The following is a 25,713-nucleotide window of genomic DNA, read 5'->3' as shown; positions in this document are numbered from 1 at the left end:
GAGACATGGCCGAGCAACAGCAGAGGACGACGCGCAAGAGCGACGTCGACGAAGAGCAGGTCGAGACCACCGAGGTCGATGCCGAGCGCAAGGAGAAGCTCGACGACGACGTCGACTCCATCCTCGACGAGATCGACGACGTCCTCGAGGAGAACGCCGAGGAGTTCGTGCGCAGCTTCGTCCAGAAGGGCGGGCAGTGATGCTCGATGGAGGCTTCCGCGCCGTCGGATCCTCCTCGTTCGCCGAGTTCCTCGCCACCCAGGCTCCTGACCTGCTCCCGAGCGCCCCGGTCGGCACCGTGTCCGGCCTCGACGTGACCCACGGGACCACGATCGTCGCCGCCACGTTCGACGGCGGCGTCGTGATGGGCGGCGACCGCCGCGCCACGATGGGCAACGTCATCGCGCAGCGCGACATCCAGAAGGTCTTCCCGACCGACGAGTTCAGCTGCGTCGGCATCGCCGGCACCGCGGGCATCGCCGTGGAGATGACGCGACTGTTCCAGGTCGAGCTCGAGCACTACGAGAAGATCGAGGGCACCACGCTCTCCACCGACGGCAAGGCCAACCGGCTCGCGACGCTGATCCGCGGCAACCTCGGCATGGCCATGCAGGGACTCGCCGTGGTGCCGCTGTTCGCCGCCTACGACCTCGAGGCCGAGCAGGGCCGCATCTTCGCGTTCGACGTCACCGGCAACAAGAACGAGGAGCGCACCTTCCACTCGGTGGGCTCGGGCTCCACGTTCGCGCGCGGCTCGCTCAAGAAGCTCTACCGCTCCGGCATGACCGAGACCGATGCCGTCACGGCGGTCGTCCAGGCGCTGTACGACGCCGCCGACGACGACACCGCCACGGGCGGCCCCGACCTGACGCGCCGGATCTTCCCGCTCATCTCGGTGATCACCGCCGACGGCTACCGCGCGTGGGACGAGTCCAGGACCGCCGCGATCGCCGACTTGGTGATCGGCGGGCGCATGCAGTCGCCCGACGGCCCGTCCGCCCCGCTGACCTAGGAGCGCCATGACCACCCCCTTCTACGTCTCGCCCGAGCAGCTGATGAAGGACCGGGCGGACTTCGCCCGCAAGGGCATCGCCCGGGGCCGCAGCGTCGCGGTCGTCCGCTACGCCGACGGCATCGTCTTCGTCGCCGAGAACCCCTCGCGTGCGCTGCACAAGATCAGCGAGATCTACGACCGCATCGGCTTCGCCGCCGTGGGTCGTTACAACGAGTTCGAGAACCTGCGCATCGCCGGCGTCCGCCTGGCCGACATGCGCGGCTACTCCTACGACCGCAGCGACGTCACCGGCCGCGGCCTGGCCAACGCGTACGCGCAGACGCTGGGCACGATCTTCTCCAGCGGCGGAGAGAAGCCCTACGAGGTCGAGATCTTCGTCGCCGAGGTCGGCTCGAAGCCCTCCGCCGACCAGATCTACCGCCTGACCTACGACGGCTCGGTCGCCGACGTGCCGGGCTACGGCGTGATGGGCGGCCAGAGCGACAAGGTCGAGGAGTACCTCAGCACGCACTACCAAGCGGACCTGCCGCTGGCGGAGGCCCTGCGCCTGGCCCGGACGGCCCTGGGCAACGACGCCGAGCCCGCGCGCACGATCGCCCCGGCCGACCTCGAGGTCGCGGTGCTCGACCGCACCCGCAGCCAGCCGCGCAAGTTCAAGCGGCTCGGTCTGGCGCAGGTCGCCGAGCTCCTCGGCTGATCCTCTCGCAGCTGCACGCGAGGAGCGGGCGGATGGGCCAGGCCCACCCGCCCGCTCGTCTGCGTCACGGCACGGTCGGAGGAGTGATCCTCAGCAGTGCCGCCAGATTGCCCTTGAAGGCCTTCTCCACCTTCACGCCGGTGCCGAACCCGACCCCGTCGTCCGCGGGGTTGCCGGATCCGAGCGGGGTCACCAGGCCCACGTCCGTGCCGTAGAGGTCGGTGCGCGGGTTGCCGTTCTCGTCCACCACGCGGGTGCTGTAGGGCGCGTTGCCCACCGACGGGACCACGGTCGAGGCGTCGGCGTCGCGGTAGAAGAGGCTGTCGCCCCGCACCTCGATGCCCGGGTACCAGCCGCGGTCGTCGGTGAACGACCGCACTGCCCGCTGCGCCCCGAAGCGGTTGCACGCCTCGCCCGTGAAGTCCGGCTTCGTCGTGCACTCGCGGAAGGCGTACGTGCCGAAGAGGTTGAACGCCGCGTTCGACGACTGCGGCCTCGACGGCAGGTTCTTCAGCGTGCTGGTGTCGTTGGCCGCGTTCGCCCCGGTCCGCCGGAGCGGGTCGAAGTGGCTGTCGACGATCAGCAGGCCGCCCTTGGCGCCCTCACTCGGCAGGGACGTGAGGTTGTTGAGGACGTGGTTGGCATCGCCGTACGACGTGTCGCGGTACCAGACCAGCGCGCCGGGCGCGTTGTAGCGGATCTTCTCGACCTTCCACGCACCGTCCTCGCCGAGCTTCTGGTACGTCGTGTCGTAGGCGTACTTCAGGCCCTTGTCGAAGCCGTCGAGGTTGCGCCACTCCACCAGGTAGTACTGGGCGTTCGACGTGGTGCCGCTGTCGATGACCCAGCCGGCGCCGCGGGCCTCGCCCGCCACCCACGAGTCGATCGTCGCGGTCCAGCCGTTGGCCCCGCCCTCGACGTCATCGGTGAACGTGGTCGCCCCGCCGCCGGTGACCGAGAAGTCGTCGGCGAACCAGCCGCGCTCGGTGAACGCCGCGTCGGTGGACTGCATCAGCCTGACCTGGATCGTCTGGCCGGCCCAGGCGCTCAGGTCGACGTAGTCGTGGCGCCAGCCGCCGGAGGTCCCCGTCAGGCCGTACCGCCGGTTGCCGAACGTGGTCAGGTTGCCGTTCGGGTCGGGGTAGTCGTCCGGGGTCGTGACCTCGGTGCCACTCTCGTCGTAGACCTTCTGCGGGGTCCACGTGGCGCCGCCGTCGGTCGAGACCTCGACGAAGCCGAAGTCCCAGTCCTGCTCGATGACGTAGTTGTTCCACATCCAGAACCGCGCGTCGGCCGCGTCGGGCACCTCGATCGAGCGGGACAGCGAGTTCATCGCCCAGTTCTGGTCGTTGTTGCCCCACCACATGTTCTCGCCGCTGTGCGGCTCGGCCCGGGTGACGACCTTGTCCGGCAGGTTGATCTTGATGCCGTCCTCGGTGCCCTTCGGCGTGCGGCTGGTCTGGCCCACCTTGACCGTGCGCGACCGGTCGCCCGGATTGATCTCGAGCGGGTCGGCCCAGCCCAGCACCCACTTGTCCCAGATGCCCATGTGCGTCGGCATCGACTGGAAGATGGGGCCGGAGTGCGAGCCGGACGACATGAGGTCCCAGAAGTCGACGTCGGAGTCGCCGCCGCTGGCCGTGTCGTAGAGGTCCGGCAGGCCGAGGTCGTGCCCGTACTCGTGGGCGAAGACGCCGACGCCGGAGTCCTCGGGCTGCACGATGTAGTTCGACAGCCGCAGGTTCGTCCCCGGCACGGGGGCCCCGCCGGCCACGGCCGACGAGTGCGCCCAGATCGCGTACGGGCCCTCGGCGCCGCCGCCACCGGACTTGTCCTCGCCGGCGTGCACGAGGACCACGTGGTCGATGATGCCGTCGGGCTCGAGGAGGTTGCCGTCACCGTCGACGTCGCCCTGGTCCTCCAGGTCGTAGTCGGCCCATGGGAAGTTCGGCTGCGCCTCCGCCAGCGCCGCGACCGCGTCGATCGGCAGCTGGCCGGGGCCCAGCGGGTTGTCCGGGTGGCCCTGCATGTCCTGGACGGCGCCGTAGACCCACTCGCCGTTCTCGTCCTGGTGGCAGACCGTGGCGCCGTAGTAGGCCTCGGAGTGGTCCACGGTCACCCACGGGGTGGCGGTGCCGCCCACGGTGTAGGCGCCCTTGGACATCTCCTCGTACATGTTCTTCATCGTGTACCCGGAGATGTCGATGCCGCGGCGGCCGTCGGGACCGCGCAGGTCCGGGCGGACGCGCTGGGTGATGCCCTTCTTGGAGTAGAGCATCGCGTTGTAGTGCGCCGGCGAGAAGTCCTTGACCCACATCGAGTTGTTGTCGGGCAGGTCGCTGTTCGCCGGGTTCGGGATCTGGTTGTGCGTCGGCCCGTTCTGCACGGTGCCGGGCACGCACGTCTCGGCGCCGTAGCCATCGGGGACGTACTGGCCGGTGAAGTCGTCGTTCGCCTGCTCGTTGAACTCCACGAGGATCGTCAGCAGGCGCGCCTGCTGCGTGGACCTGGCCTTCTTGAACCGCTGGTCGCGCACCTCCTTGGGGCTCTTCCCGGTGCGCAGCGACTCGGCCTCCACGCGCGCCAGCTGGCGCGCCGCGACCGGGTTGCCCTGGCTGTGCTTGCGGTCGACCTGCTTCGCGCGCTCGAGCATGCGCTGCTGCTGCTGGGCCTTGCCCTTCGCGACGCGCCTGCCGTTGACGCGCAGTGCCTGGTCGGTGCCGGACGACTCCTCCGCGCGGGGTGCGACGTAGTTGATGTAGCCCGGCAGCGGCCGGGCGGCCGCATCGCCGGCCGGCGGGGGAGCGGCCCCCGCCGTGGTGCCCGAGCCGAGCGCGAGCCCGGTCGCCGTCAATGCCAGCGTCGACGCGCCGATGAGCCAGAGCCCAGCCGCGCGACGAGTTCGATGAGTGGTCATGCTGCTCCTCCCCGACCGGACCCGGGTCCGGTGTCCGTGCCCCCGTGGACGGACTCTTGCCATCCTGCGCCTCCGGCCGCCGGTTGGGAAGTCCCCAATGTGAGACGGGTCACACGCGCGTCACGGATCGGGACGGCCCGTCGAGATGCCGTGCGCGTGCGGCATGCGGGTCTAGGCTGGCGGCATGGACCGGCGGATCTTCGGGATCGAGAACGAGTACGGCGTCACCTGCTCGTTCCACGGACAGCGCCGCCTGTCGCCCGACGAGGTCGCCCGCTACCTGTTCCGACGCGTCGTCTCGTGGGGCCGCAGCAGCAACGTGTTCCTGCGCAACGGCGCCCGGCTCTACCTCGACGTGGGCAGCCACCCCGAGTACGCCACGCCCGAGTGCGACGACATCGTCGACCTCGTCACCCACGACAGGGCGGGGGAGCGGATCCTCGAGGGCCTCATGCTCGACGCGCAGCAGCGCCTCGCGGAGGACGGCGTCGAGGGCGACATCTACCTGTTCAAGAACAACACCGACTCCGCCGGCAACTCCTACGGCTGCCACGAGAACTACCTCGTCAGCCGCGGCGGCGAGTTCAGCCGGCTGGCCGACGTCCTGATCCCGTTCCTGGTCTCGCGCCAGATCATCTGCGGCGCGGGCAAGGTCCAGCAGACCCCGCGCGGCACGGTCTTCAGCGTCAGCCAGCGCGCCGAGCACATCTGGGAGGGCGTCTCGAGCGCCACGACGCGCTCGCGTCCGATCATCAACACGCGCGACGAGCCGCACGCCGACGCCGAGCGCTTCCGCCGGCTGCACGTCATCGTGGGCGACTCGAACATGAGCGAGACCACGACGATGCTCAAGGTCGCCACCACCGACCTGGTGCTGCGGATGATCGAGAGCGGCGTCACGATGCGCGACCTCACGCTCGAGAACCCGATCCGGGCCATCCGCGAGATCTCGCACGACATGACCGGCCGCCGCAAGGTCCAGCTGGCCAACGGCCGCGAGCTGTCCGCGCTGGAGATCCAGGCCGAGTACTTCGCCAAGGCTGCCGAGTACATCGACCGCAACGGCCTCCACTCGCCCACGATCGATCGCACGATGGACCTGTGGGAGCGCACGCTCAAGGCCGTCGAGAGCGAGGACCTCACCCTCGTCGAGCGCGAGATCGACTGGGTCATCAAGTACCGGCTGCTCGACCGCTACCGCACGCAGCGCGGCCTCTCGTGGGCCGATCCGCGGATCGCGCAGCTCGACCTGGCCTACCACGACATCCGCCGCGACCGCGGCCTGTTCTACCTGCTCGAGAGCAAGGGGTCGGTCGCGCGCGTCACGAAGGACCTCGACGTCTTCACGGCCAAGTCGGTGCCGCCGCAGACCACGCGCGCGCGGCTGCGCGGCGACTTCATCGCCCGGGCGCAGGAGCGCCGGCGCGACTTCACGGTCGACTGGGTCCACCTGAAGCTGAACGACCAGGCCCAGCGCACGGTCCTGTGCAAGGACCCGTTCCGGTCGCAGGACGACCGGGTGCAGCGCCTCATCGACTCGATGTGATCTCTCAGTCGATCCTTGGGATCAGCCGTTAGTGTGGCCACGGCATCGATCCCCAGGAGGAACATCACCGTGCGTCGTACTGCTCTCGTGGTCGCCATGGCCACTGCATCCCTCGTCCTCGCCGGCTGCGGCGGGGGCAACGACCTCGACGGGATCGAGGTCTCCAAGGGCAGTACCCCGAAGGTGAAGGTCGAGGCCGACTACACCACCGAGAAGACCGAGTCGCGTGTCGTCTCCGAGGGTGGCGGCGACGAGGTCGCCGACGGTGACACCATCAAGATCAACTACATCGCGATCAACGGCCGCACCGGCAAGGAGTTCGACAACTCCTACGAGAACGAGTCGCCGATGACGCTCACGCTCAACGAGAAGACGGCGCTGCCGGGCTTCTACAAGGGTCTCGTCGGCCAGGACATCGGCTCGCGCGTGCTGGTGTCGGTGCCCGCCAAGGACGGCGTCTCGCTGCTGCAGAGCGCGGAGTCGCTGGGCCTGGAGAAGGACGACACGATGGTCTTCCTGTTCGACCTCGTCTCCAAGGTGCCCACCGAGGCCAGCGGCACGGCGCAGAAGGCCCCGGCCACGCTGCCCAAGCTGACCTACGACAAGGACAAGCACCCCGAGAAGTTCGCCAAGACGAAGAAGACGGCGGACGAGGTCAGCAAGTCCAGCTCCGCCGTCCTCATCAAGGGCAAGGGCGAGAAGGTCGAGAAGGGCGCCGTCCTCAGCGTCCAGTACGTCGGCCAGCAGTACCCCGACGGCGAGGTCTTCGACGCCTCCTGGGCCACCGGCCCACGTCAGATCTCGATCGCCGAGGGCTCGGCCATCCCGTGCTGGAGCGACCAGATCCCCGGTCACACGCTCGGCAGCCGCATCGTGGTCACGTGCTCGTCCGAGGACGCGTACGGCAAGGACGCCAAGAAGAACGGCCAGCCCGACGGGCCGCTGATCTTCGCGGTCGACCTGCTCGACGCCAGCTAGTCTGTCGCTCATGGCCCAGCGGAAGACCGAACGGTTGATGAACCTCGTCTTCACCCTCTTGGCCACCAGCCAGTACCTGACGAAGGAGCAGATCCGCTCCTCCATCGCGGAGTACCGCGAGGACACCGACGTGGCGTTCGAGCGCAAGTTCGAGCGCGACAAGCAGGAGCTGCGCGACCTCGGCCTCGAGATCGAGACGGGCACGTTCGACGCGCTCGGCGGCGTCACCGGCTACCGGCTGCTGCGCGCGGAGGTGGAGCTGCCCCAGATCGACCTCACGGTCGAGGAGGCCGCCGTGATCGGACTGGCGGGCCAGCTGTGGGACCACGCCGGCATGGCCGCCGAGTCCACCACGGCGCTGGCGAAGCTCAAGGCGATCGGCAACGACTTCGACCCCTCGGTGCTGCGCATGACCGAGGCGCGGCTGCGCGCCGAGGAGCCCGCCTTCGACGCGGTCTTCGACGCCACGGGTCGCCGGATGCCGATCGCGTTCGAGTACCGCCGTCCCGGGGGTGAGACCTCGGTGCGCCATCTCGAGCCGTGGAGCATGACCTCGTTCCGCGAGCACTGGTACGTCGGCGGCTTCGACCGTGACCGCGACGGTCCGCGCCTGTTCCGGCTCTCGCGCATCGTCGGCGACGTGAAGCCCGACGGCGAGCCGGGGGAGTACGAGGTGCCCGACGAGGTCAACATGAAGAAGGTCGCGCGCGCCCTCCAGCCGCCGGTCCCCGACGAGTCCGCGGTGCTGCGGGTCACCGCGGGTCGCGGCCAGTCGCTGCGCCGTCACGCCGTGCGCATCGATCGGATCGACGAGGCCACCGACGAGGTCGAGGTCGCGTTCGCCGTCGTGGCGGACCTCGCCGCCGAGATCGCGTCCTACGGACCCGACGCCGTCGTCGTGTCGCCGCCCGCGCTGCGCGACGCCGTGATCGACCGGCTGCGCGCCGTCGCGGAGGTGCACGCATGAACCCGTCGCTGAAGCAGGTCGTGCGGATGCTGGCGATGGTCCCGTACCTGCAGAGCAACCAGGGCATCCCGCTGGCCGACCTCGCCCGCGAGTTCAAGATCAAGCCGGCCCAGGCCCAGCGTGAGCTGGAGATCATGATGCTCACCGGCTGGGGCGAGTACCACGGCGAGCTCATCGACTTCGACGTCACGGCGCTGCAGGACGAGGGCGTGGTCTACATCCGCGACGCCGAGTTCATGGCGCGGCCGCTGCGCATCTCGCGCAGCGAGGCCGCCGCGCTGATGGTGGCGCTGCGCACCCTGCGCCAGTCCGCCGCCGGCGACCAGGCCGCCGTGATCGACTCGGCGCTGGCCAAGCTCGGCGAGGCCGCCGGGACGCCCGTGGACACGCCCGTCGACGTCCTGCTGCCCGACGTCGACCCGGCCGTCCAGACGGCCCTGGCCGAGGCGCTCGCGGGCAAGCGACAGCTCCACATGGTCTACGCCACCGAGACGCGCGACGAGCAGACCGAACGAGTCGTCGACCCGCACCGCGCGTTCACGCAGGACGGTCACCGCTACCTCTCGGCCTGGTGCCACAAGGTCGAGGCCGACCGCCTCTTCCGCGTCGACCGGATCGTCGCGGCCACGGTCCTCGAGGCACCGGTGACCACCGACGCCGACGAGCGCACGCGGCTGGAGGACCTGTTCCCGCAGGGCCCCGACACGCCCTCGGTGCTCGTGGAGATCGCGCCCGACGCGGAGTGGCTGTTCGACCAGTACCGGATGGACGTGGTCGAGGAGCGGCCCGACGGATCGGTCCGGGCCCGCCTGTTCGGCAGCGATCCCACGTGGCTGCGGCGTGTCGTGATGCGGGCCGGCGGACGGATGCGCGTGGTCGAGCCGGGTGGCGTCGCGGACGACGTGAGGGGCTCCGCCCGGTCAGCACTGGCCGCGTACGATGAAGGAAGTCCCGACCAAGGAGTTTGACCATGCCCAACCTCGGCGCCACCGAGATCCTCATCATCCTGGGGATCGTGATTCTGTTGTTCGGCGGTCGCAAGCTCCCCGAACTCGCCCGCGGCTCCGGCCGTGCGCTGCGCATCTTCAAGTCCGAGCTGCGTGAGAGCGAGCAGGAGGAGAAGCAGGCCGGCGACGCGCCTCGCTCCATCGAGCGCACCACCGACCCGGCCGCCACCGACCGCCGCGACGACCCCACCCGCTGACCCGGGTGGCCCTCGGATTCGGTCGGGCCGGGCGCAAGCCCGGCCCCGGCGGCGAGATGCCGCTGATGGACCACCTGGCCGAGCTGCGCTCGCGCCTCATGAAGGCGCTCGCCGCGATCGTCCTCGGCGTCGTGGTCGCCTGGTACTTCTATCCCGAGATCCTCGACTGGCTCACCGCCCCGTACGAGCAGGTCCGTCCCGCCCTCGAGCAGGAGGGGATCGACACCGAGCTCGTCGTCACCGGCATCGGTGGCGCGTTCCAGTTCCAGCTCAAGACCAGCGTCGTCGCCGGTCTCGTGCTGTCGAGCCCGATCTGGATGTGGCAGATCTGGGCGTTCGTCCTGCCGGCGCTGCACCGCCACGAGAAGCGGGCCGCGCTGCTGCTGACCGCCACCTGCGTGCCGCTGTTCCTCGGCGGCGCCTGGATCGGCTACTGGACGTTCCCGAAGGCCATCGAGCTCCTCGTCGGCTTCGCGCCCGAGGGCTGGACCAACCTGCTGAACGGCGCCGACTACCTGAGCTTCGCCACCCGGATGATCCTGCTGTTCGGCGTGGGCGCGCAGATCCCCGTCGTGGTGGTGATCCTCAACCGCATGGGCGCGGTCAGCGGCGCCCAGCTGATCCACGCCCGGCCGTGGATCATCGTCGGCATCTTCTTCTTCGCGGCCATCGCGACGCCCACCGTGGACCCCGTGACGTTCCTGTTCCTGGCCATCCCGATGAGCTTCCTGTACTTCATCTCGGAGATCATCGCGCGCGTCACGGACCGCAAGCGGGGGCGGACGGCGCGGTCGCTCGACGACGACGAGGCGTCGACACTGGACGCTCCGAGGGGCCTCGACGACTGAGCCTCCGTAGGCTGGAGGCATGTCCACCCCGGCCGAGCAGTACGCCCGATTCCGCAAGGACCAGAAGCACCCGCACGTCGCGGCCTTCCGAGACCTCTACCCGTTCGGGCTGGACGACTTCCAGGTGCGCGCCTGCGAGGCGCTCGAGGACGGCCACGGCGTGCTCGTCGCGGCCCCCACCGGGTCGGGCAAGACCCTCGTCGGCGAGTTCGCGGTGCACCTGTCGCTGGCCACGGGCCGCAAGTGCTTCTACACCACGCCGATCAAGGCGCTGTCGAACCAGAAGTTCAGCGACTTCGCGGACCGGTACGGCCCCGAGAACGTCGGCCTGCTGACCGGTGACAACACGATCAACGGCGAGGCGCCGATCGTCGTCATGACCACCGAGGTCCTGCGCAACATGATCTACGCGGGCTCCTCCACGCTGAACAACCTCGGGCACGTGGTGATGGACGAGGTGCACTACCTCGCCGACCGCTTCCGCGGTGCGGTCTGGGAGGAGGTCATCATCGGCCTCCCGCCGTCGGTCTCGATCGTGTCGCTGTCGGCCACCGTGTCCAACGTCGAGGAGTTCGGCGCCTGGCTGCACGAGGTGCGCGGCGCGACCGAGACGATCGTGGAGGAGCGCCGGCCCGTGCCCCTGCACCAGCACGTGCTCGTCGGCCGCAAGATGTTCGACCTGTTCGAGCCGAACTCGACCGAGGTCAACCACACGCTGGAGCAGATGGCCCGCGACGACGCCCAGTGGAACCGTGCCTTCGCCAAGAACCGCTCGCGGCGCCCCGCGAAGGGCGGCAAGCGTCCCCGCAGCCGCCACCGCACGCCCGACCGCATCGACATCGTCCTCAAGCTGGAGTCCGAGGGCATGCTGCCGGCCATCGTCTTCATCTTCAGCCGGGCGGGCTGCGCCGCCGCCGTGGAGCAGTGCCTGGCGGCCCGCTTGATCCTGACCACGCAGGAGGAGCGCGAGGCGATCCACGAGCACGTCGACGCCGCGTGCGCGCACCTGCCGGACGACGACCTGGCCGTGCTGGGCTTCCACGAGTTCCGCGAGGGCATCGGCCGCGGCATCGCGGCGCACCACGCCGGCATGCTGCCCACGTTCAAGGAGTGCGTCGAGGACCTCTTCAGCGCCGGGCTCGTGAAGGTGGTCTTCGCCACCGAGACGCTGGCTCTCGGCATCAACATGCCGGCCCGCTCGGTCGTCGTCGACCGCCTCACGAAGTGGAACGGCGAGAACCACGTCGACGTCACGCCGGGGGAGTACACCCAGCTCACCGGCCGCGCCGGCCGCCGCGGGATCGACGTCGAGGGTCACGGCGTCGTGCTGTGGCAGCCGGGACTGGACGCGCGGCACGTCGCCGGCCTGGCCTCCACGCGCACGTATCCGCTGAACTCGTCGTTCCGTCCCTCGTACAACATGGCGGTCAACCTCGTGCACCAGGTGGGACGCGAGCGCGCCCGCGAGCTGCTGGAGCAGTCGTTCGCGCAGTTCCAGGCCGACCGCGCCGTGGTGGGTCTCGCCCGCAAGGTCCGCAAGGCCGACGAGGCGATCGAGGGCTACCGCGAGTCCGTGCACTGCGAGCTCGGCGACTTCATGGAGTACATGCGGCTGCGTCGCCGGCTCAGCGACCTCGAGTCGGCCGGCTCCAAGTCCCGCCGTGCCGCGAAGCGCGAGGAGGCGCTCGAGTCGCTCACCCGGCTCAAGCGCGGCGACGTCATCAATGTGCCTGCCGGGAAGTTCTCCGGACTCGCCGTCGTGCTCGATCCCGACACCGGCAACCGCGAGGGCCCACGCCCGATGGTGCTGACCGCCAACCGTCACGCCCGGCGGCTGGCCGTCGTGGACTTCCCGACGCCGGTCGACTCGCTCATGCAGATGCGCATCCCCAAGTCGTTCAATCCCCGCGACGCGCAGTCGCGGCGCGACCTGGCCTCCTCGCTGCGGAACCGCGCCGGCCACCTGGCGGAGTACCCGACGGCCTACCGCGACGGACCGACCGCGGAGGATCCGCGGATCACCGAGCTGCGGCGCGAGCTGCGCGACCACCCCTGCCATGCGTGTCCCGACCGGGAGTCGCACGCACGGTGGGCCGAGCGCGCGTTCAAGCTCGAGCGCGAGACCGACAGCATGCGACGCCGCGTGGAGCAGCGCACCAACACCGTCGCCCGCCAGTTCGACCGCGTGTGCGAGGTGCTGGACACGCTCGGGTACCTCGACGGCGACGAGGTCACGCCCGAGGGCCGCCACCTCCAGCGGATCTACGGCGAGTCCGACCTCGTGGTGAGCGAGTCGCTGCGCCACGACGTGTGGGGCGGACTGTCCCCGTCGGAGTTCGCGGCCGTCGCCAGCGGCCTCACCTACGAGGCCCGCAACTCCGACGAGGCGCCACCGGCGCGGTTCCCGACGAAGGCGGTGGCTCAGGCGGCCGAGTCGATGGGCCTGCTGTGGCTCCAGCTCGACCAGCTGGAGCGCGACCACCGGCTGTCGTTCCTGCGCAAGCCCGACTTCGGCTTCGCGTACGCGGTCTGGATGTGGTGCGAGGGCACGAGCCTCGACCTCGTGCTCGGCTCGGCCGACATGGCCGCGGGCGACTTCGTGCGCGCCATGAAGCAGCTGATCGACACGGTCGCGCAGATCGCCGACGCCGCCGGTGCCGGCCCGCTGCGCGACACCGCGCGCGCGGCGCTCGACGAGCTGCGGACGGGCGTGGTGGCCTACTCCAGCGTCACGTCGTGACGGACTGGAGCAGCCGGTCGACGGGACCCGCGACGTTCCACTGCTCGCCGAACGCGCGCAGGGCGGGCTCGTCGATCACCCCGGTCACGGGGTCGGCCAGGTCGAGGTCGGGGCGCACGGTGACCACGCGCACCGCCGCCTCGATGTAGTCCGAGCTGTCCAGCAGCGACTGGCGGATCCGCGGCCGCAGCGAGGACGACGGATCGGCCGCCGCGGCCCGGATGCCGTCGAGGTCGGCGTACTCGTTCAGCAGCGTCGCGGCGGTCTTGTCGCCGATGCCCGGGACGCCCGGCAGGCCGTCCGACGCGTCGCCGCGCATCACGGCGAAGTCGACGTACTGGTGCGGCTCGATCCCGTACTTCTCGCGAACCCACGCCGCGTCCACCACGTCGTGCTTGCTGACGCCCCGTGCCGTGTAGAGCACGCGGACGTCGCGCTCGTCGTCGACCAGCTGGAACAGGTCGCGGTCGCCGGTGACGACGTCGATGCCGGTCTCCCAGCGGTGGACCAGCGTGCCGATCACGTCGTCGGCCTCTGCCTCCGGGGCGCCCACCACGGTGGCGCCGGCGAGGGTCAGCGCCTCGGCGATGAGCGGCACCTGGTGCGAGAGCAGGTCGGGCGTCTCCTCGGTGCCCGCCTCGGGATCGGCGAGCCGGTGCGTCTTGTAGGTGTCGAGCAGCTCGACGCGCCACGCCGGACGCCAGTCGTCGTCCCACGCCGCGACGACGGCGGCGGGATCGTAGCGGTCCTGGAGCGTGGCGAGGAAGTCGAGGATGCCGCGCACGGCGTTCACGGGGCGGCCGTCGGCGGCCTTGATCGAGTCGGGAACGCCGTAGAAGGCGCGGAAGTACAGGCTGGCGGTGTCGAGCAGGAGCAGTCGCGAAGAGCTCATGGGGTGGGTTCGCCCTCCTGGGCGTCTCGGGATCGTTGCTGCTCACGATAGGCCCGGCGCTGCTCCTCGGCCCGCTCGCGCAGGCTCCTCAGGAACGCCTCGTCGGCCTCGGGGTCGGCCGGGACGTGGCGACCGGGACGGTCGTACTCGGGGAAGCGCGAGGCCGCGACCGAGGCCGAGGTGTTGCCCTTGTAGGGCAGGTCGCGCGTGGTCGTGGCGGGCCGTCCGACGGCCAGCCAGGCGAGCGATCCGACGAGCGGGAGCAGGATCACGACGATGAGCCACAGGGTCTTGGGCAGATGCCGCACGGCGTACTCGTCGGAGGTGATGACGTCGACGAGGCAGAAGACCCAGAGGGCGAGAACGATCAGGCTCCCGACCGACCCGAAGAGGAACATGCACGCATGATGGCACGCTCGGGGCGGTGCGGGAGCCTGATCGACTCAGTTGTCAGCGGGTCTTGAGGTGACCGTCCTGGTGGTGGACGTGCGCCTTCCCCTTCGCCTGGGCCTTGCCCCGGGCGGCCTTGCGACTGCCGTCGGGGTAGAGGCCCTTCTTGGAGAACGTCAGGGTGGCCACCGCGAAGGCCGCGGCGTCGCCCATCTCGTGCAGGGCCTTGACGCTGAGGTTCGTCATGTCGTCGCAGGCCTGGTGGTAGCACGGGTCGTACGCCACGCCGGCCGTGCCGCCGTACAGCGCCACCTGCTCGGGCGTCTTCACGCCCTCGGCGCCGGTGAACAGGCCGCCGGCCGGGATGCCGACCTCGATGAACGGACCGTAGTCCGAGCGGCCGTCGAAGGCCGTCGGCTCACTGGCCAGTCCCTGGCTGTCGAACCAGTCCGTGAAGACCTGCTCGATCTCGCCCGAGCCGGCGGGACCGGGGTCACCGTCGGAGCCGTCACCGTCGTACACGAACCGCGCGTAGTTCGGCGAGCCGATCATGTCGAAGTTCAGGTTGGCGTAGATCCGCGACAGCTCGTCCTCGGACAGGTTGGCCACGTAGTGCTCCGAGCCGAGCAGGCTCAGCTCCTCCGCGCCCCAGAAGGCGAAGCGGACCGGGCGCTGGAGGTTCTTGTAGAGCCCCGTGCTGCTCAGCTGCCGGGCGATCTCGAGGATGCCGGCCGAGCCGGACCCGTTGTCGTTGATGCCGGGACCCTCGGGAACGCTGTCGAGGTGGGCGCCCACGACGACGACCTGGTCCTTGTTCTTGATCTTCTTGAGCTCGGACGCCGGAACGTCCGCGAGCACGTTGTAGGTCGTGCGCTCGAGGTCGGACTCGACGTCGGTGGTCAGCGTGCCCGTGGGCGTGCCGGCCGCGACGAACTCCGCGCCCTGCTCGTAGCTGATGCCCGACACCGGCACGGACTTCGGGGCGCCGAGCGTGCCGGCGACCACATCGGTGCGTCCGGGCTGGCCCTCGTTGAAGACGAGCACCGCGTCGTAGCCGGCGGCCACCGCGTTGTCGACCTTCACGGCGAAGTCGCAGGTGCCGCGCTGGACGAGCGCGATCGCGTCCTCGGCGGGCGCCGGCGCGAAGTCGGCAGGCTCACAGCCGGAGTTGCTGCTCCCGGCCTCGGGACCCGGCGGGATCTGGACGTCGTTCGTGGGGATGATCGGGCCCGTGACGCTGCCGCTCGCGGAGTACGTGAACACCGCGTTCTCGATCTCCTCGCCGCCGACGGTGAGCGTGGCGGGAGTGAGCTCCTGGAAGAACGGGAACGTGAACTCCTGGACCGTGACCTTGTACCCGGACTTCTTGAGCTCGCGCGCCACGTACTCGACCGAGGCGTCGTAGCCGGGGAGGCCGGACGCCCGGTTCCCGCCGTTCGCGTTCGCGATGGCCTGGAACTGGCGCAGGTGCTTCAGGATGCCGTTGACGGTGACCGCCTTGGTCAGCTTGGTGGCCTGACCCTTCGGTGCCGTCGGGCCGGACTTCGCGACCGCGGGTGACGCGGTGACGAGTCCTGCGGTGAGGATTGCCGCCGATGCGGCGATGACTGCCTTCTTCATGGATCCCCCGATCCGTTGGGTGGTGCAGATAGTGCCTACGGTCACACAGGTTCGTCGGGAGCGCCAGATAGCCTTTCGCTGTGACTGAACGCCTCGACCGCGCCCGACTCCTCGCCGGACAGAACGGCATCGACGCCCTTCTCGTGACCCCGGGGGCCGACCTGCGCTACCTGACCGGCTACGCCGCCAAGCCCCTGGAACGGCTGACGTGTCTCGTCGTGACCCAGCGGGGATCGCACCTCGTCGTGCCTGGCCTCGAGCGTGCCGCGGCCGAGGCCGCGGGGGTGACGATGCCCATCGTCACGTGGTCCGAGCTCGACGACCCGTTCGCGCTCGTCGCCGAGCTGATCGGCAGCGCCTCGGTGGTGGCGGTCGACGACCAGATGTGGGCGTCACGGGTGTTCGCGCTGCAGGAGGCCATGCCCGAGGCCGGCTTCGTGCTCGGCGGTCAGCTCGTGTCGGCGCTGCGCACGGTGAAGGAGCCCGCGGAGGTCGACGCCCTGCGCGACGCCGGCGCGGCGATCGACCGCGTGCACGCGCGCATGGGGGAGTGGCTGCGTCCCGGCCGCACCGAGCGCGAGGTCGGCGCCGACATCGCCCGCGCGATCGTCGAGGAGGGCCACGAGCAGGTCGACTTCGTGATCGTCGGCTCCGGGCCCAACGGCGCCTCGCCGCACCACGAGGTCTCCGACCGGGTCATCGGCGCGGGCGAGCCGGTCGTCGTCGACATCGGCGGCACCAACGCCGCGGGCTACTGCTCGGACTCCACCCGCAACTACGTCGCCGGCGGCGAGCCCGACCCGGGCTACCTGGCGATGCTCGAGGTCCTGCAGCGCGCCCAGCAGGCCCAGCTCGAGTACGCCAGGCCGGGCGTCACGGCCGAGTCCGTCGACGCGGTCGGCCGCCGGATCATCGCCGACGCCGGCTACGGCGACCGCTTCATCCACCGCACCGGTCACGGCATCGGCCAGGAGACGCACGAGGAGCCCTACATCGTCGAGGGCAACGACCTCGAGCTCGAGCCGGGCATGGCGTTCTCGATCGAGCCGGGAATCTACGTCGAGGGCCAGTGGGGAGCCCGCATCGAGGACATCGTCGTGTGCACCGAGGATGGCGTCGAGGTCCTCAACAACACGCCGCGTCATCTCGTCCGGCTGTGAGACAGGTCCTCGCGGCGGCGCTGCTCGGCGTCGTCTCCGCGGCCGCGTTCGAGCCGCTCGCCCTGCCGGGCGTCATGCTGCTGGCCGTCGCGGGCTACCTCTTCGTCGTCCGCACGCTGCGTGACGCGCCCGTCCGACGGGTGCTGCTCGTGGGACTCGTCTTCGGGCTCGCGTTCATGGGCCCGCTCATCTGGTGGATGAACGCGGTCGACCCGTGGGCATGGGTGGCGCTCGTCGCGATCGAGGCCCTGCTGATCTCGCTGATCACGTGGGTGCTGCGGGCCGCCGTCCAAGCTTCCTGGTGGCCCCTGTGGGCGGCCGCGGTCTGGACCGCGGGCGAGCAGCTCCGCGGCAGCTTCCCCCTCACCGGGTTCCCGTGGGGACGGCTGGCGCACACCGCGATCGACGCCCGCTTCGAGGGCTGGGTGCGCCTGGTCGCGCTGCCCGCGACCTCGTTCCTCATGGCGCTCACGGCGGGCCTGCTGGTCGTGGCGGTCACGCAGCGCCGCGTGCTCGTGCTGGCCGTCGCCGTCGCGATCCCGTCGATCGGGCTGCTGCTGCCGGTCGGCATCGCCGACGGGGGAGCGACGAGGACCGTCGCCGTGGTCCAGGGCAACACCCCGGGTCCGTTCCTGCAGTGGCCCCGGGCCGAGATCTTCCGCCTCCACGTGGCCGAGACCGAGCGGATCGACCGGCCGGTCGACGCCGTGATCTGGCCCGAGAACGGCTCCGATCTCGACGTGCTGACCAACGCGTACGCGCGCGACGAGGTCACCCGGCTCTCGCGTGAGGTCGGCGCGCCGATCCTCGTGGGGGCGATCCTCGACGGTCCCAGCCCCGACACCGCGTACAACGCGTCGGTCCTGGTCGACGAGAACGGGCCGAAGCAGGACGTCTACCTCAAGCAGTACCCCGTGCCGTACGGCGAGTACGTGCCGTTCCGCGAGCAGCTCGGCTCGCTCGTGCCGCGGTTCGACCGCGACATCCCGCGCGACATCCTGGCCGGCGACGAGCCCGGCGCGATGACCCTCGACGGGCTGACGATCGGCCTGACGATCTGCTGGGACATCGCGTACGACGGCGCGGTGCACGGTGCGGTCGATCTCGGCGCCGAGATGCTCGCCGTGCAGACCAGCAACGCCAGCTTCATGGACTTCGGCCAGGGCGTGCAGCCGCAGCAGCAGTGGGCGATCTCGCGGCTGCGGGCCATCGAGACCGGGCGGTGGGTCGCGGTCGCGTCCACCAACGGCATCTCGGGGATCGTGGACCCGGAGGGGCACGTCGTGGGTCGCGCCCCGGAGAAGGAGCCCGCCACCGTCATCGCCGACGTGCAGGCGGCCGAGGGCACCACGCCCGCCACGCGCTACGGATCGTGGTGGACCATGGTGATCTACGTCATGTCCGTGGCAGGATGGGTCCTCGGTAAACGCCAGTTACGAAGGAGCGGCCGTGAAGACGCTGGTCATCATCCCGACCTACAACGAGGCTGACAACGTCGGCTGGATCACCGACAGCGTCCTGACGGAGCAGCCCGAGGTCGAGATCCTCGTCGCGGACGACAACTCGCCCGACGGCACGGGCGACATCGCCGACAAGCTGGCCGAGGCCGACCCGCGCATCCACGTCCTGCACCGCGAGGGCAAGGAGGGCCTCGGCGCCGCCTACAAGGCCGGCTTCGCCTGGGGTCTCGAGCGCGACTACGACGTGCTCGTGGAGATGGACGCCGACGGATCGCATCGGCCGGAGGACCTCGGGCGGCTGCTCGACTCGGCGCGTACCGGCGTCCCGCTGACGCTCGGCTCGCGCTGGGTGCCCGGCGGCTCGGTCGTCAACTGGCCCAAGCGGCGCGAGGCGCTGTCGCGCGGGGCGTCGCTGTACGCCCGGCTCATGCTGAACCTCGGCGTCAAGGACGCCACCGCCGGCTTTCGCGCCTTCCGTCGCGAGACGCTCGAGGCGATCGATCTTGCGGCCGTCGAGTCGCAGGGCTACTGCTTCCAGATCGACATGACCCGGCAGACCCGCCTGGCGGGGCTCGAGGTGGCCGAGGTGCCCGTCACCTTCGTCGAGCGGGTGCACGGTCAGTCGAAGATGAGCCTCGACATCGTGAAAGAGGCCCTCACACGGGTGACCGTGTGGGGCCTCTTGCGGATGAATCCGTTCAGGCGCTGACGGACTTCTTCCGGGACTTGCTCTTGCGGTGCAGGTGCGGCGGGCCGATCTCGCCACCGCGCAGCATCTCCAGCCGCTCGGTGAGGATCTCCTCGAGCTCCTCCTCGGAGCGACGCTCCAGGAGCATGTCCCAGTGCGTGCGCACCGGCTTCTCCTCCTTGGCGTCCGGCTCGGCGCCGCCGACGCGGCGGCCCATCTGGCCGGTCTTCGGGTCTTCCCACTCGGCCGGAACCTCGGCCTCGTCCGACATCGTCACCGTGAACGTGTGGCCGTCGGCGCACACGTATTCGATCTGCTGACGCGGTGCCATCTCGACTCCGCGCTCGTCCTCGAAGCTCTGGGCTCCCAGCCGCGCTCCGCGCAAGGCTCGTTCTGCCATGGTCGGTCCCCCTTCTGGTGGTGTCCGTCCATTCCAACGTACGACAGATCCGTGAGATTCCCCTGAGAGCGACCTTTCAGCCCTCGGCGCTGTGATGACGCGCACGGTCCTCGACGTGCGCCGGCACGCGCAGGAGCAGCAGCAGGCCGAAGCCCAGAACCACCATGATCCCGGCGATTCCCCAGCGATCGGTCTCGGTGTCGAGCAGGAGGTTGCCGGCCCAGATGCTGATGGCGAAGAACAGGGGCGCCATGAACGACACGGCGCGGCCGGTCATGGCGTAGAGGCCAAAGTTCTGTCCCTCGCGGCCGGGCGTGGTGATGCGCGTGAGGTAGGTGCGCGAGGCCGACTGGGCGGGCCCGACGAACAGGCACAGGCCCAGGCCGAAGATCCAGAACATCCGCGGCCCGTCGACGAACAGCAGCACGAGGCCGCAGACCAGCATCGAGGCGAGCGAGAACACGATCACGGCACGCGGGCCGATCCTGTCGTCGTAGCGGCCGGCCAGCAGGGCGCCGGCGGCCGAGATCACGTTGGCGGCGACGCCGAACAGGATCACGTCGTCCTCGCGGATGGAGTAGACCGAGACGGCCAGGACGGCGCCGTAGGCGAAGACGCCGGCGAGCCCGTCGCGGAAGAACGCACTCGCGATGAGGAACTTCAGGGTGTCGCGGTCCTCGCGCCACATCGTGGTGACGTCGTTCCAGATGCCGCGGTAGGAGTCGGCGATGCTGACCTTCGGGGCGTCCGCGTTGGCCGTGGCCGGAAGCTCGGGGACCTTCAAGAACAGCGGGATCGCGAAGACCAGGAACCAGACGGCCGCCAGCAGCGCGATGAGGCGGATGTTCATCCCGTTCTCGGACGGAACGCCGAGGAAGCCGCGGGTGTCACCGTCGCCGGCCACGAAGCCGAAGTAGCAGATCAGCAGCAGCACGATGCCGCCGAAGTAGCCCATCGCCCAGCCGAAGCCGGACACGCGGCCGACGTCGTCGGGCGTGGAGACCTGGCGCAGCATCGCGAAGTACGGGACCTGGGTGAGCTCGAAGATCACCGAGCCGGCGGCCATCAGGGTGAGACCGAGCCACAGGAAGTGCCAGTCGTTCTCGACGAAGAACAGCGACGCCGTGATGACGACGACCGCCATCGTGAGCCAGAACAGGCTCTTCTTGCGGGCACCGCCCGCGTCGGTGCGGCGGCCGAGCGCCGGCGCGATGATCGCGATGAGCACGGCTCCGGCCGCGCTCGACAGGCCCAGCCACGTGCTGGCGCGGAACGGCCCGGGGACGTCGTCGCCGACACCCTCGACGAGGTAGACCGAGAAGATGAAGGTGACGATGACGGCGTTGAACGCCGCGGAGCCCCAGTCCCACAGCCCCCACGCGACCACGCGGCCGCGGTCGCGGCGGGTGGCGACGACCTCCTCGCTCATCGGGCCTCCGTCCACTGGCCGCGCTCCTGCAGCACCTGCTTGAGCAGGTCGGTGCGGTCGGTCATGATCCCGTCGACGCCGAGCTCGGCGAGACGGTGCATCTCGGCGGGCTCGTCGACGGTCCAGACGTGCACGTGCTTGCCGGCGCGGTGGGCCCGCCGCAGGAAGCGCGGCGTCATGACGCGGGCGCGGCCGTGCCGGACGGGCACCTGGAAGATCAGCGGGGCCGCCGGGACGCGACCGGTCAGCACCATCTGGGCGACCTCGCGGGACGAGGCCGAGGTGACCACCCGGGGGAGTCGAGCGCGCATCCGGACGAGCCGCGCGTGCGAGAAGGAGGCCAGGCAGATCCGGTCGAGGATGCCGAGCCGCTCCACGAGGTCGGTCGTGGCGTCGACCGAGTCGTCGGCCTTCACGTCGATGTTCCAGCGCGCCTCGGGCAGGGCCTCGACCAGCGTCTGGAGCCGCACGATCGGCTCGCGGTCGCCGAGCAGGGCCTCGTCGATCTCGGCGGAGTCCAGGTCGGCGATCGCGGCGTCCCGTCCCAGCAGCCGGTCGAGCTTGGCGTCGTGGCACGCGTACACGACGCCGTCGCGGCTGCAGCGCACGTCGGTCTCCATGTACCGGTAGCCCAGCTCGTAGGCATGGGTGAACGCGGCGAGCGAGTTCTCGATCCCGAGGTTGGCCTCGACGGTGGCGCCACCCCGGTGCGCGAACGCGATCGGCGGGGCGGGCTCGAGGTACGGCGGTGTCCTCACGCGACCAACCTAGGCCACCGCGAACGGGCGGTGGCGCAGGTCGGTCGAACGCGTCAGATGTCGCGGAACGTCTCGATCTCGGCGCCGAGCGCGTTGAGGCGCAGGGCCAGGTCCTCGTAGCCGCGGTTGATGACGTAGACGCTGCGCAGCACCGACGTGCCCTTCGCCGCGAGCATCGCGATGAGGATGACCACGGCGGGCCGCAGCGCGGGCGGGCAGACCAGCTCGGCGCCGCTCCAGTGCGTGGGTCCCTCGATCAGGACGCGGTGCGGGTCGAGCAGCTTGACCTGCGCGCCGAGCTTGTTGAGCTCGGTGAGGTAGATCGCGCGGTTCTCGTAGACCCAGTCGTGCAGCATCGTCTGGCCCTCGGCCTGCGCCGCGATGACGGCGAAGAACGGCAGGTTGTCGATGTTGAGTCCGGGGAACGGCATCGGGTGGATCTTGTCGATCGGCGCCCGCAGCGTGGACGGGTGCGTCGTGATGTCGACCAGGCGCGTGTGGCCGTTCTCGGCGAGGTACTCCTCGGAGCGCTCGTAGCGGAAGCCCATCTCCTCGAGCAGCGCGAGCTCGATCTCCATGAACTCGATCGGGACGCGGCGCACGGTGATCTGCGAGCTGGTGACGATGGCGGCGGTGATGAGGCTCATCGCCTCGATCGGGTCCTCGCTGGGCGCGTAGTCGACGTCGCCGCGGATGTCCTGCTTGCCGGTGACGCGCAGCGTGGTGGTGCCGATGCCCTCGATCCGGACGCCGAGGCGCTCCAGGAAGAAGCACAGGTCCTGGACCATGTAGTTCGGGCTGGCGTTGCGGATGACAGTGACGCCGTCGTGGCGGGCGGCGGCCAGCAGGGCGTTCTCGGTGACGGTGTCGCCGCGCTCGGTCAGCACGATGGGGCGCTCGGGCGCGACGCCGCGGGCGGCGGAGGCGTGATAGCTGCCGTCGGTGGCGACGACCTTGAGGCCGAAGGGACGCAGGGCCGTCATGTGCGGCTCGACGGTGCGGGTGCCGAGGTCGCAGCCGCCGGCGTAGGGCAGGTCGAAGGTGTCGACGCGGTGCATGAGGGGGCCGAGGAACATGATGATGCTGCGGGTGCGGCGGGCGGCCTCGGCGTCCATCTTCGCCAGGTCGAGGCGCTCGGGGACGACGAGCTCGAGGTCGTTCTGCTCGTTGAGCCACGTGGTGCGGACGCCGATCGACTCCAGCACCTCGAGCAGGCGGTTGACCTCCTCGATGCGGGCGACCTTGCGCAGCACGGTGGTGCCGGTGTTCAGCAGCGCGGCGCACAGCAGCGCGACCCCGGCGTTCTTGCTGGACTTGACGTCGATGCTGCCCGAGAGCGTGGTGCCGCCCTTGACGCGCAGGTGGCTCGGGCCGGCCGCGGGGGCCACGCTCACGAGCTCGGAGTCGAGGGCCGATCCGATCCGCGCGAGGGTGTCCAGCGTGAGGTTCTGCTGGCCCTTCTCGATGCGGTTGATGGCGCTCTGGCTGGTCTTGAGCTCGGTGGCCAGCTGGGCCTGGGTGAGGCCGGAGTGCTGACGCGCGTCGCGGATCAGGGTGCCGATCCGGGCGAGGTAGGAGTCGCTCTGGGTCATGAACTCCAGCGTATATCAGTTGTGAGATAAAGCCAGTCTGCGCCCTGTGAGTGTCGCCACCGTCGAGCCCGCCTCGCGATCAGAGGGCGAGGACGCCGTCCTGGGGGAGTCGCTGGAGGTCGTCGACGCCGCCGTGGCCCTCCACGTGGGTCCAGTAGATCCCGTACGCGACCTCGGAGATCGTGCAGTCGTGGATCGGGAACGCGGTGCGCGGCGCGACGGCCTGCACGAACTCCACGGTCTCGCTGACCTTCGCCCACGGGGCGGAGAGCGGGAGCGCGAGGATGTCGACGCCGTCCGGCCGGTACTCGTAGGTGTCGCCGGGGTGGAACAGGGTGGGCTCGCCGTCGGCGGTGACGAGGACACCGACGTTGCCGACGCGGGGGAGCGCCGGGAGGATCTCGGCGTGACGCGAGCCGACGCCGGTCACGGTCAGCCCTCCGACCTCGAACGTCAGGTCCGGGCCGGTGCGCTCCCAGTCGTCGAGGGTGGCCGCCGTCTCGGGCTCGGCCAGCAGCCGGGCGCCGGGGTTGGTCTCGACGAGCGAGCCGATCCGGTCGCGGTCGAGGTGGTCGGCGTGCTGGTGGGTCACGACGATCGCGTCGAGGCCGGTGAGGGCGAAGGTGGCGGGCGCGCTGAACGCGCCCGGATCGATCAGGATGCGGGTCCCGGCGGCCTCGACGAGGACGGCGGCGTGCCCGAAGCGGGTGACCTCCATGGTCGTCATCGTGCCACGATGGGCGCATGGACCACGAGCGCGAGATCCTCACCTGGGACACCTACGGCGTGGCGGTCCGCGAGCTCGCCCAGGCCGTGGCCGACTCGGGCTTCGAGCCCGACATCGTGCTCGGCATCGCCCGCGGCGGCCTGATCCCCGCCGGATCGGTCGCGTACGCGCTGGACTGCAAGCACCTCTTCACGATGAACGTCGAGTTCTACACGGGCGTCGGCACGACGCGCGACGAGCCCACCCTGCTGCCGCCGTTCCTCGACCTCGCCGAGCTCGACGACCTGTCGGTGCTCGTCGTGGACGACGTCGCCGACAGCGGCAAGACGCTCGAGCTCGTGGTCCGGGTGTGCTCCGAGCACGCCGGCGCGGTGCGCTCGGCGGTCATCTACGAGAAGCCCCGCACGCTGCTGACGCCCGACTACGCGTGGCGCCGCACCGACCAGTGGATCAACTTCCCCTGGTCCAGCGAGCCCGTCATCACGCCGCGCACCGGCGTCGTGGACGCCTGAGGCCCGCGGTGTCGGCCCCCGACGTGTCGCGGACGATGCGCGACGTGGCCTCGAGGATGGCCGTGTCCGGCGCCGTCTGGGCCACCGTCCGCGGCCCGCGTCAACAGGTGGAGATCGGCTCCGCGCGGCCGCTGGGCCCCGACACCATCTTCCGGATCGCCTCGATCACCAAGCCGATCGTCGCGGTCCTCGCGCTGCGACTCGTCGACGAGGGCCTGCTCGAGCTCGACGCCCCGATGGAACGGTGGCTGCCCGAGTTCGCCGACCGCCGCGTGCTCCGCACCCGCGGTGGGCCGCTCGACGACACCGTGCCCGCCGCGCGACCGACCACCCTGCGCGACGTCCTGGCGATGGGCTCGGGGCTGGGCTGGGACATGACGGCGGGACCGGACGATCCGCTGCTGGGCGAGTACCAGCGGCTCGAGCTGGCCTCGGCGTGGCAGCCGCCCGTGCTGCGACCCGACCGGTGGGCCGAGCTCGCGGGCTCGCTGCCGATGGCGCACCAGCCGGGGGAGGGCTGGCTCTACCAGTTCTCCTACGACGTGCTGGCGGTGCTGATCGAGCGGGCGACGCGCCGCCGCCTCGACCTCGTGCTGCGCGAGAAGGTGCTGGACCCCCTCGACATGCACGACACCGGCTACACGGTGGAGCTCACCGAGGTCGACCGCGTGCCGTCCTCGTGGTTCCCGAACCGGCGGGGCGAGTTCGTCGAGGTCGCCCCGTGGGGCGACCCGCGCCTGATGAACGTGCCTGTCTTCCGCTCGGGCGCCACGGGCCTGCTCTCGACGGCGGCCGACCTGGCGCGATTCGTGCAGATGCTGCTGCGCGGTGGACGCGGTCCGCGCGGTCCCGTGATCTCGGCGAGCTCGTTCGCCGCCCTCACCACCGACGCGGTGGGCGAGGCCGCCTCGGCGATGGCTCACGAGTTCCTGGAGCCGAACCACACCTGGGGCCTGGGCGTCGGCATCGACCTCGACGCGCGCCACCCGGGCTCGCACCCCGGCCGCTTCGGCTGGGACGGCGGCACGGGAACCAGCCTGTGGGTCGACCCCGTGTCGGGCGTCGGTGGCGTCCTGCTGACGCGCCAGGGGATGGGCTCGCCGGAGCCGCCGGAGCACCTCGACGCCTTCTGGGACGCCGTCCACGCGTGACACGCCGGGGCCGGTTCGAACG

General features: G+C 70.4%; 24 protein-coding genes. 15 read left to right on the top strand and 9 right to left on the bottom strand.

What is annotated here, in order from left to right; genetic code table 11:
* The first annotated feature begins 5 nt into the window (after window positions 1-5).
* Genes O3S82_RS09140 through prcA form a run of 3 tightly spaced genes read left to right on the top strand, consistent with a single transcriptional unit; the run spans window position 6 to window position 1,712 of the window.
* Entirely contained in the window at window positions 6-200 is a 195-nt protein-coding gene (locus tag O3S82_RS09140; RefSeq protein ID WP_179424303.1) for a ubiquitin-like protein Pup, read from the top strand.
* A complete protein-coding gene (gene prcB, locus O3S82_RS09135) occupies window positions 200-1,012 on the top strand; it encodes a proteasome subunit beta (RefSeq protein ID WP_179428060.1) in 813 nt (270 codons plus the stop codon). Before O3S82_RS09140 ends, prcB begins: the two co-directional genes overlap by 1 nt.
* Before the next feature lie 7 nt (window positions 1,013-1,019).
* Window positions 1,020-1,712, top strand: a complete 693-nt coding sequence (prcA, locus tag O3S82_RS09130) for a proteasome subunit alpha (RefSeq protein WP_179424304.1) — start codon at window positions 1,020-1,022, stop codon at window positions 1,710-1,712.
* A 64-nt stretch (window positions 1,713-1,776) separates the two neighbouring features.
* Here prcA and O3S82_RS09125 read toward each other — a convergent pair whose 3' ends face one another.
* A complete protein-coding gene (locus tag O3S82_RS09125) occupies window positions 1,777-4,629 on the bottom strand; it encodes an immune inhibitor A domain-containing protein (protein WP_269302296.1) in 2,853 nt (950 codons plus the stop codon).
* A 184-nt stretch (window positions 4,630-4,813) separates the two neighbouring features.
* Between O3S82_RS09125 and pafA the strand changes: the two genes are divergently transcribed.
* The 7 genes from pafA to O3S82_RS09090 all read left to right on the top strand — a co-directional run bounded on the left by pafA (window position 4,814) and on the right by O3S82_RS09090 (window position 12,912).
* Window positions 4,814-6,175 carry a Pup--protein ligase gene (gene pafA, locus O3S82_RS09120; RefSeq protein WP_179424306.1) on the top strand — a complete coding sequence of 454 codons (1,362 nt, stop codon included), beginning with the start codon at window positions 4,814-4,816 and terminating at the stop codon, window positions 6,173-6,175.
* 96 nt (window positions 6,176-6,271) lie between these two features.
* Window positions 6,272-7,153, top strand: coding sequence for an FKBP-type peptidyl-prolyl cis-trans isomerase (locus O3S82_RS09115; protein WP_179424307.1), 882 nt, complete (start codon window positions 6,272-6,274; stop codon window positions 7,151-7,153).
* A gap of 10 nt (window positions 7,154-7,163) precedes the next feature.
* On the top strand, window positions 7,164-8,120 hold the full coding sequence (locus O3S82_RS09110) for a helix-turn-helix transcriptional regulator (protein WP_179424308.1): 957 nt from the start codon (window positions 7,164-7,166) through the stop codon (window positions 8,118-8,120).
* Window positions 8,117-9,088, top strand: coding sequence for a helix-turn-helix transcriptional regulator (locus O3S82_RS09105; protein ID WP_179424309.1), 972 nt, complete (start codon window positions 8,117-8,119; stop codon window positions 9,086-9,088). Before O3S82_RS09110 ends, O3S82_RS09105 begins: the two co-directional genes overlap by 4 nt.
* 2 nt (window positions 9,089-9,090) lie before the next feature.
* Window positions 9,091-9,324: a twin-arginine translocase TatA/TatE family subunit gene (gene tatA / locus O3S82_RS09100; protein ID WP_179424310.1), complete on the top strand. Its 234-nt coding sequence runs from the start codon at window positions 9,091-9,093 to the stop codon at window positions 9,322-9,324.
* A gap of 5 nt (window positions 9,325-9,329) precedes the next feature.
* Window positions 9,330-10,172, top strand: a complete 843-nt coding sequence (gene tatC / locus O3S82_RS09095) for a twin-arginine translocase subunit TatC (protein WP_269302291.1) — start codon at window positions 9,330-9,332, stop codon at window positions 10,170-10,172.
* A 19-nt stretch (window positions 10,173-10,191) separates the two neighbouring features.
* On the top strand, window positions 10,192-12,912 hold the full coding sequence (locus tag O3S82_RS09090; RefSeq protein WP_269302289.1) for a DEAD/DEAH box helicase: 2,721 nt from the start codon (window positions 10,192-10,194) through the stop codon (window positions 12,910-12,912).
* Here O3S82_RS09090 and O3S82_RS09085 read toward each other — a convergent pair.
* The 3 genes from O3S82_RS09085 to O3S82_RS09075 are packed head-to-tail and all read right to left on the bottom strand — an operon-like array spanning window position 12,902 to window position 15,814.
* The gene (locus tag O3S82_RS09085; RefSeq protein ID WP_269302286.1) at window positions 12,902-13,804 is read right to left on the bottom strand and encodes a 5'-3' exonuclease; all 903 of its coding nucleotides are present in this window, start codon (window positions 13,802-13,804) and stop codon (window positions 12,902-12,904) included. The two genes, O3S82_RS09090 and O3S82_RS09085, sit on opposite strands and share 11 nt — an antisense overlap.
* Window positions 13,801-14,202 carry a PLD nuclease N-terminal domain-containing protein gene (locus tag O3S82_RS09080; RefSeq protein WP_179424313.1) on the bottom strand — a complete coding sequence of 134 codons (402 nt, stop codon included), beginning with the start codon at window positions 14,200-14,202 and terminating at the stop codon, window positions 13,801-13,803. Before O3S82_RS09080 ends, O3S82_RS09085 begins: the two co-directional genes overlap by 4 nt.
* 52 nt (window positions 14,203-14,254) lie before the next feature.
* Window positions 14,255-15,814, bottom strand: a complete 1,560-nt coding sequence (locus tag O3S82_RS09075; RefSeq protein WP_269302283.1) for a M28 family metallopeptidase — start codon at window positions 15,812-15,814, stop codon at window positions 14,255-14,257.
* Window positions 15,815-15,894: 80 nt separating this feature from the next.
* Here O3S82_RS09075 and O3S82_RS09070 point away from each other — a divergent pair, with 80 nt between their 5' ends.
* The 3 genes from O3S82_RS09070 to O3S82_RS09060 are packed head-to-tail and all read left to right on the top strand — an operon-like array spanning window position 15,895 to window position 19,143.
* Window positions 15,895-16,974, top strand: a complete 1,080-nt coding sequence (locus O3S82_RS09070; RefSeq protein WP_179424315.1) for a M24 family metallopeptidase — start codon at window positions 15,895-15,897, stop codon at window positions 16,972-16,974.
* The gene (lnt, locus tag O3S82_RS09065) at window positions 16,971-18,464 is read left to right on the top strand and encodes an apolipoprotein N-acyltransferase (RefSeq protein WP_269302281.1); all 1,494 of its coding nucleotides are present in this window, start codon (window positions 16,971-16,973) and stop codon (window positions 18,462-18,464) included. The genes O3S82_RS09070 and lnt overlap by 4 nt, the downstream gene beginning before the upstream one ends.
* Complete coding sequence (locus tag O3S82_RS09060; protein WP_269302279.1) at window positions 18,424-19,143, top strand: polyprenol monophosphomannose synthase; 720 nt, start codon at window positions 18,424-18,426, stop codon at window positions 19,141-19,143. Before lnt ends, O3S82_RS09060 begins: the two co-directional genes overlap by 41 nt.
* Here the strand turns inward: O3S82_RS09060 and O3S82_RS09055 are convergent.
* The 5 genes from O3S82_RS09055 to O3S82_RS09035 all read right to left on the bottom strand — a co-directional run bounded on the left by O3S82_RS09055 (window position 19,133) and on the right by O3S82_RS09035 (window position 24,028).
* Window positions 19,133-19,522 (bottom strand): RNA polymerase-binding protein RbpA, encoded by a 390-nt coding sequence (locus O3S82_RS09055; RefSeq protein WP_179424317.1) that lies wholly within the window; start codon window positions 19,520-19,522, stop codon window positions 19,133-19,135. The genes O3S82_RS09060 and O3S82_RS09055 overlap by 11 nt on opposite strands.
* Window positions 19,523-19,598: 76 nt before the next feature.
* The gene (locus O3S82_RS09050; RefSeq protein WP_269302277.1) at window positions 19,599-20,951 is read right to left on the bottom strand and encodes an MFS transporter; all 1,353 of its coding nucleotides are present in this window, start codon (window positions 20,949-20,951) and stop codon (window positions 19,599-19,601) included.
* On the bottom strand, window positions 20,948-21,709 hold the full coding sequence (locus O3S82_RS09045; protein WP_269302276.1) for a glycerophosphodiester phosphodiesterase family protein: 762 nt from the start codon (window positions 21,707-21,709) through the stop codon (window positions 20,948-20,950). Before O3S82_RS09045 ends, O3S82_RS09050 begins: the two co-directional genes overlap by 4 nt.
* 53 nt (window positions 21,710-21,762) lie before the next feature.
* Window positions 21,763-23,301 carry a UDP-N-acetylglucosamine 1-carboxyvinyltransferase gene (locus O3S82_RS09040; RefSeq protein ID WP_179424320.1) on the bottom strand — a complete coding sequence of 513 codons (1,539 nt, stop codon included), beginning with the start codon at window positions 23,299-23,301 and terminating at the stop codon, window positions 21,763-21,765.
* Between the two features lie 79 nt (window positions 23,302-23,380).
* A complete protein-coding gene (locus O3S82_RS09035; RefSeq protein WP_269302275.1) occupies window positions 23,381-24,028 on the bottom strand; it encodes an MBL fold metallo-hydrolase in 648 nt (215 codons plus the stop codon).
* Between the two features lie 17 nt (window positions 24,029-24,045).
* Between O3S82_RS09035 and O3S82_RS09030 the strand changes: the two genes are divergently transcribed.
* The gene (locus tag O3S82_RS09030) at window positions 24,046-24,540 is read left to right on the top strand and encodes a phosphoribosyltransferase (RefSeq protein WP_179424321.1); all 495 of its coding nucleotides are present in this window, start codon (window positions 24,046-24,048) and stop codon (window positions 24,538-24,540) included.
* A gap of 44 nt (window positions 24,541-24,584) precedes the next feature.
* Complete coding sequence (locus O3S82_RS09025; protein WP_269302273.1) at window positions 24,585-25,691, top strand: serine hydrolase domain-containing protein; 1,107 nt, start codon at window positions 24,585-24,587, stop codon at window positions 25,689-25,691.
* Window positions 25,692-25,713 lie beyond the last annotated feature (22 nt).

The organism is Aeromicrobium sp. HA, from assembly GCF_027171405.1.
GTDB lineage: Bacteria > Actinomycetota > Actinomycetes > Propionibacteriales > Nocardioidaceae > Aeromicrobium > Aeromicrobium tamlense.
The sequence above is the reverse complement of the archived record's forward strand: the minus strand, read 5'-3'. Positions and strand labels throughout refer to the sequence as shown.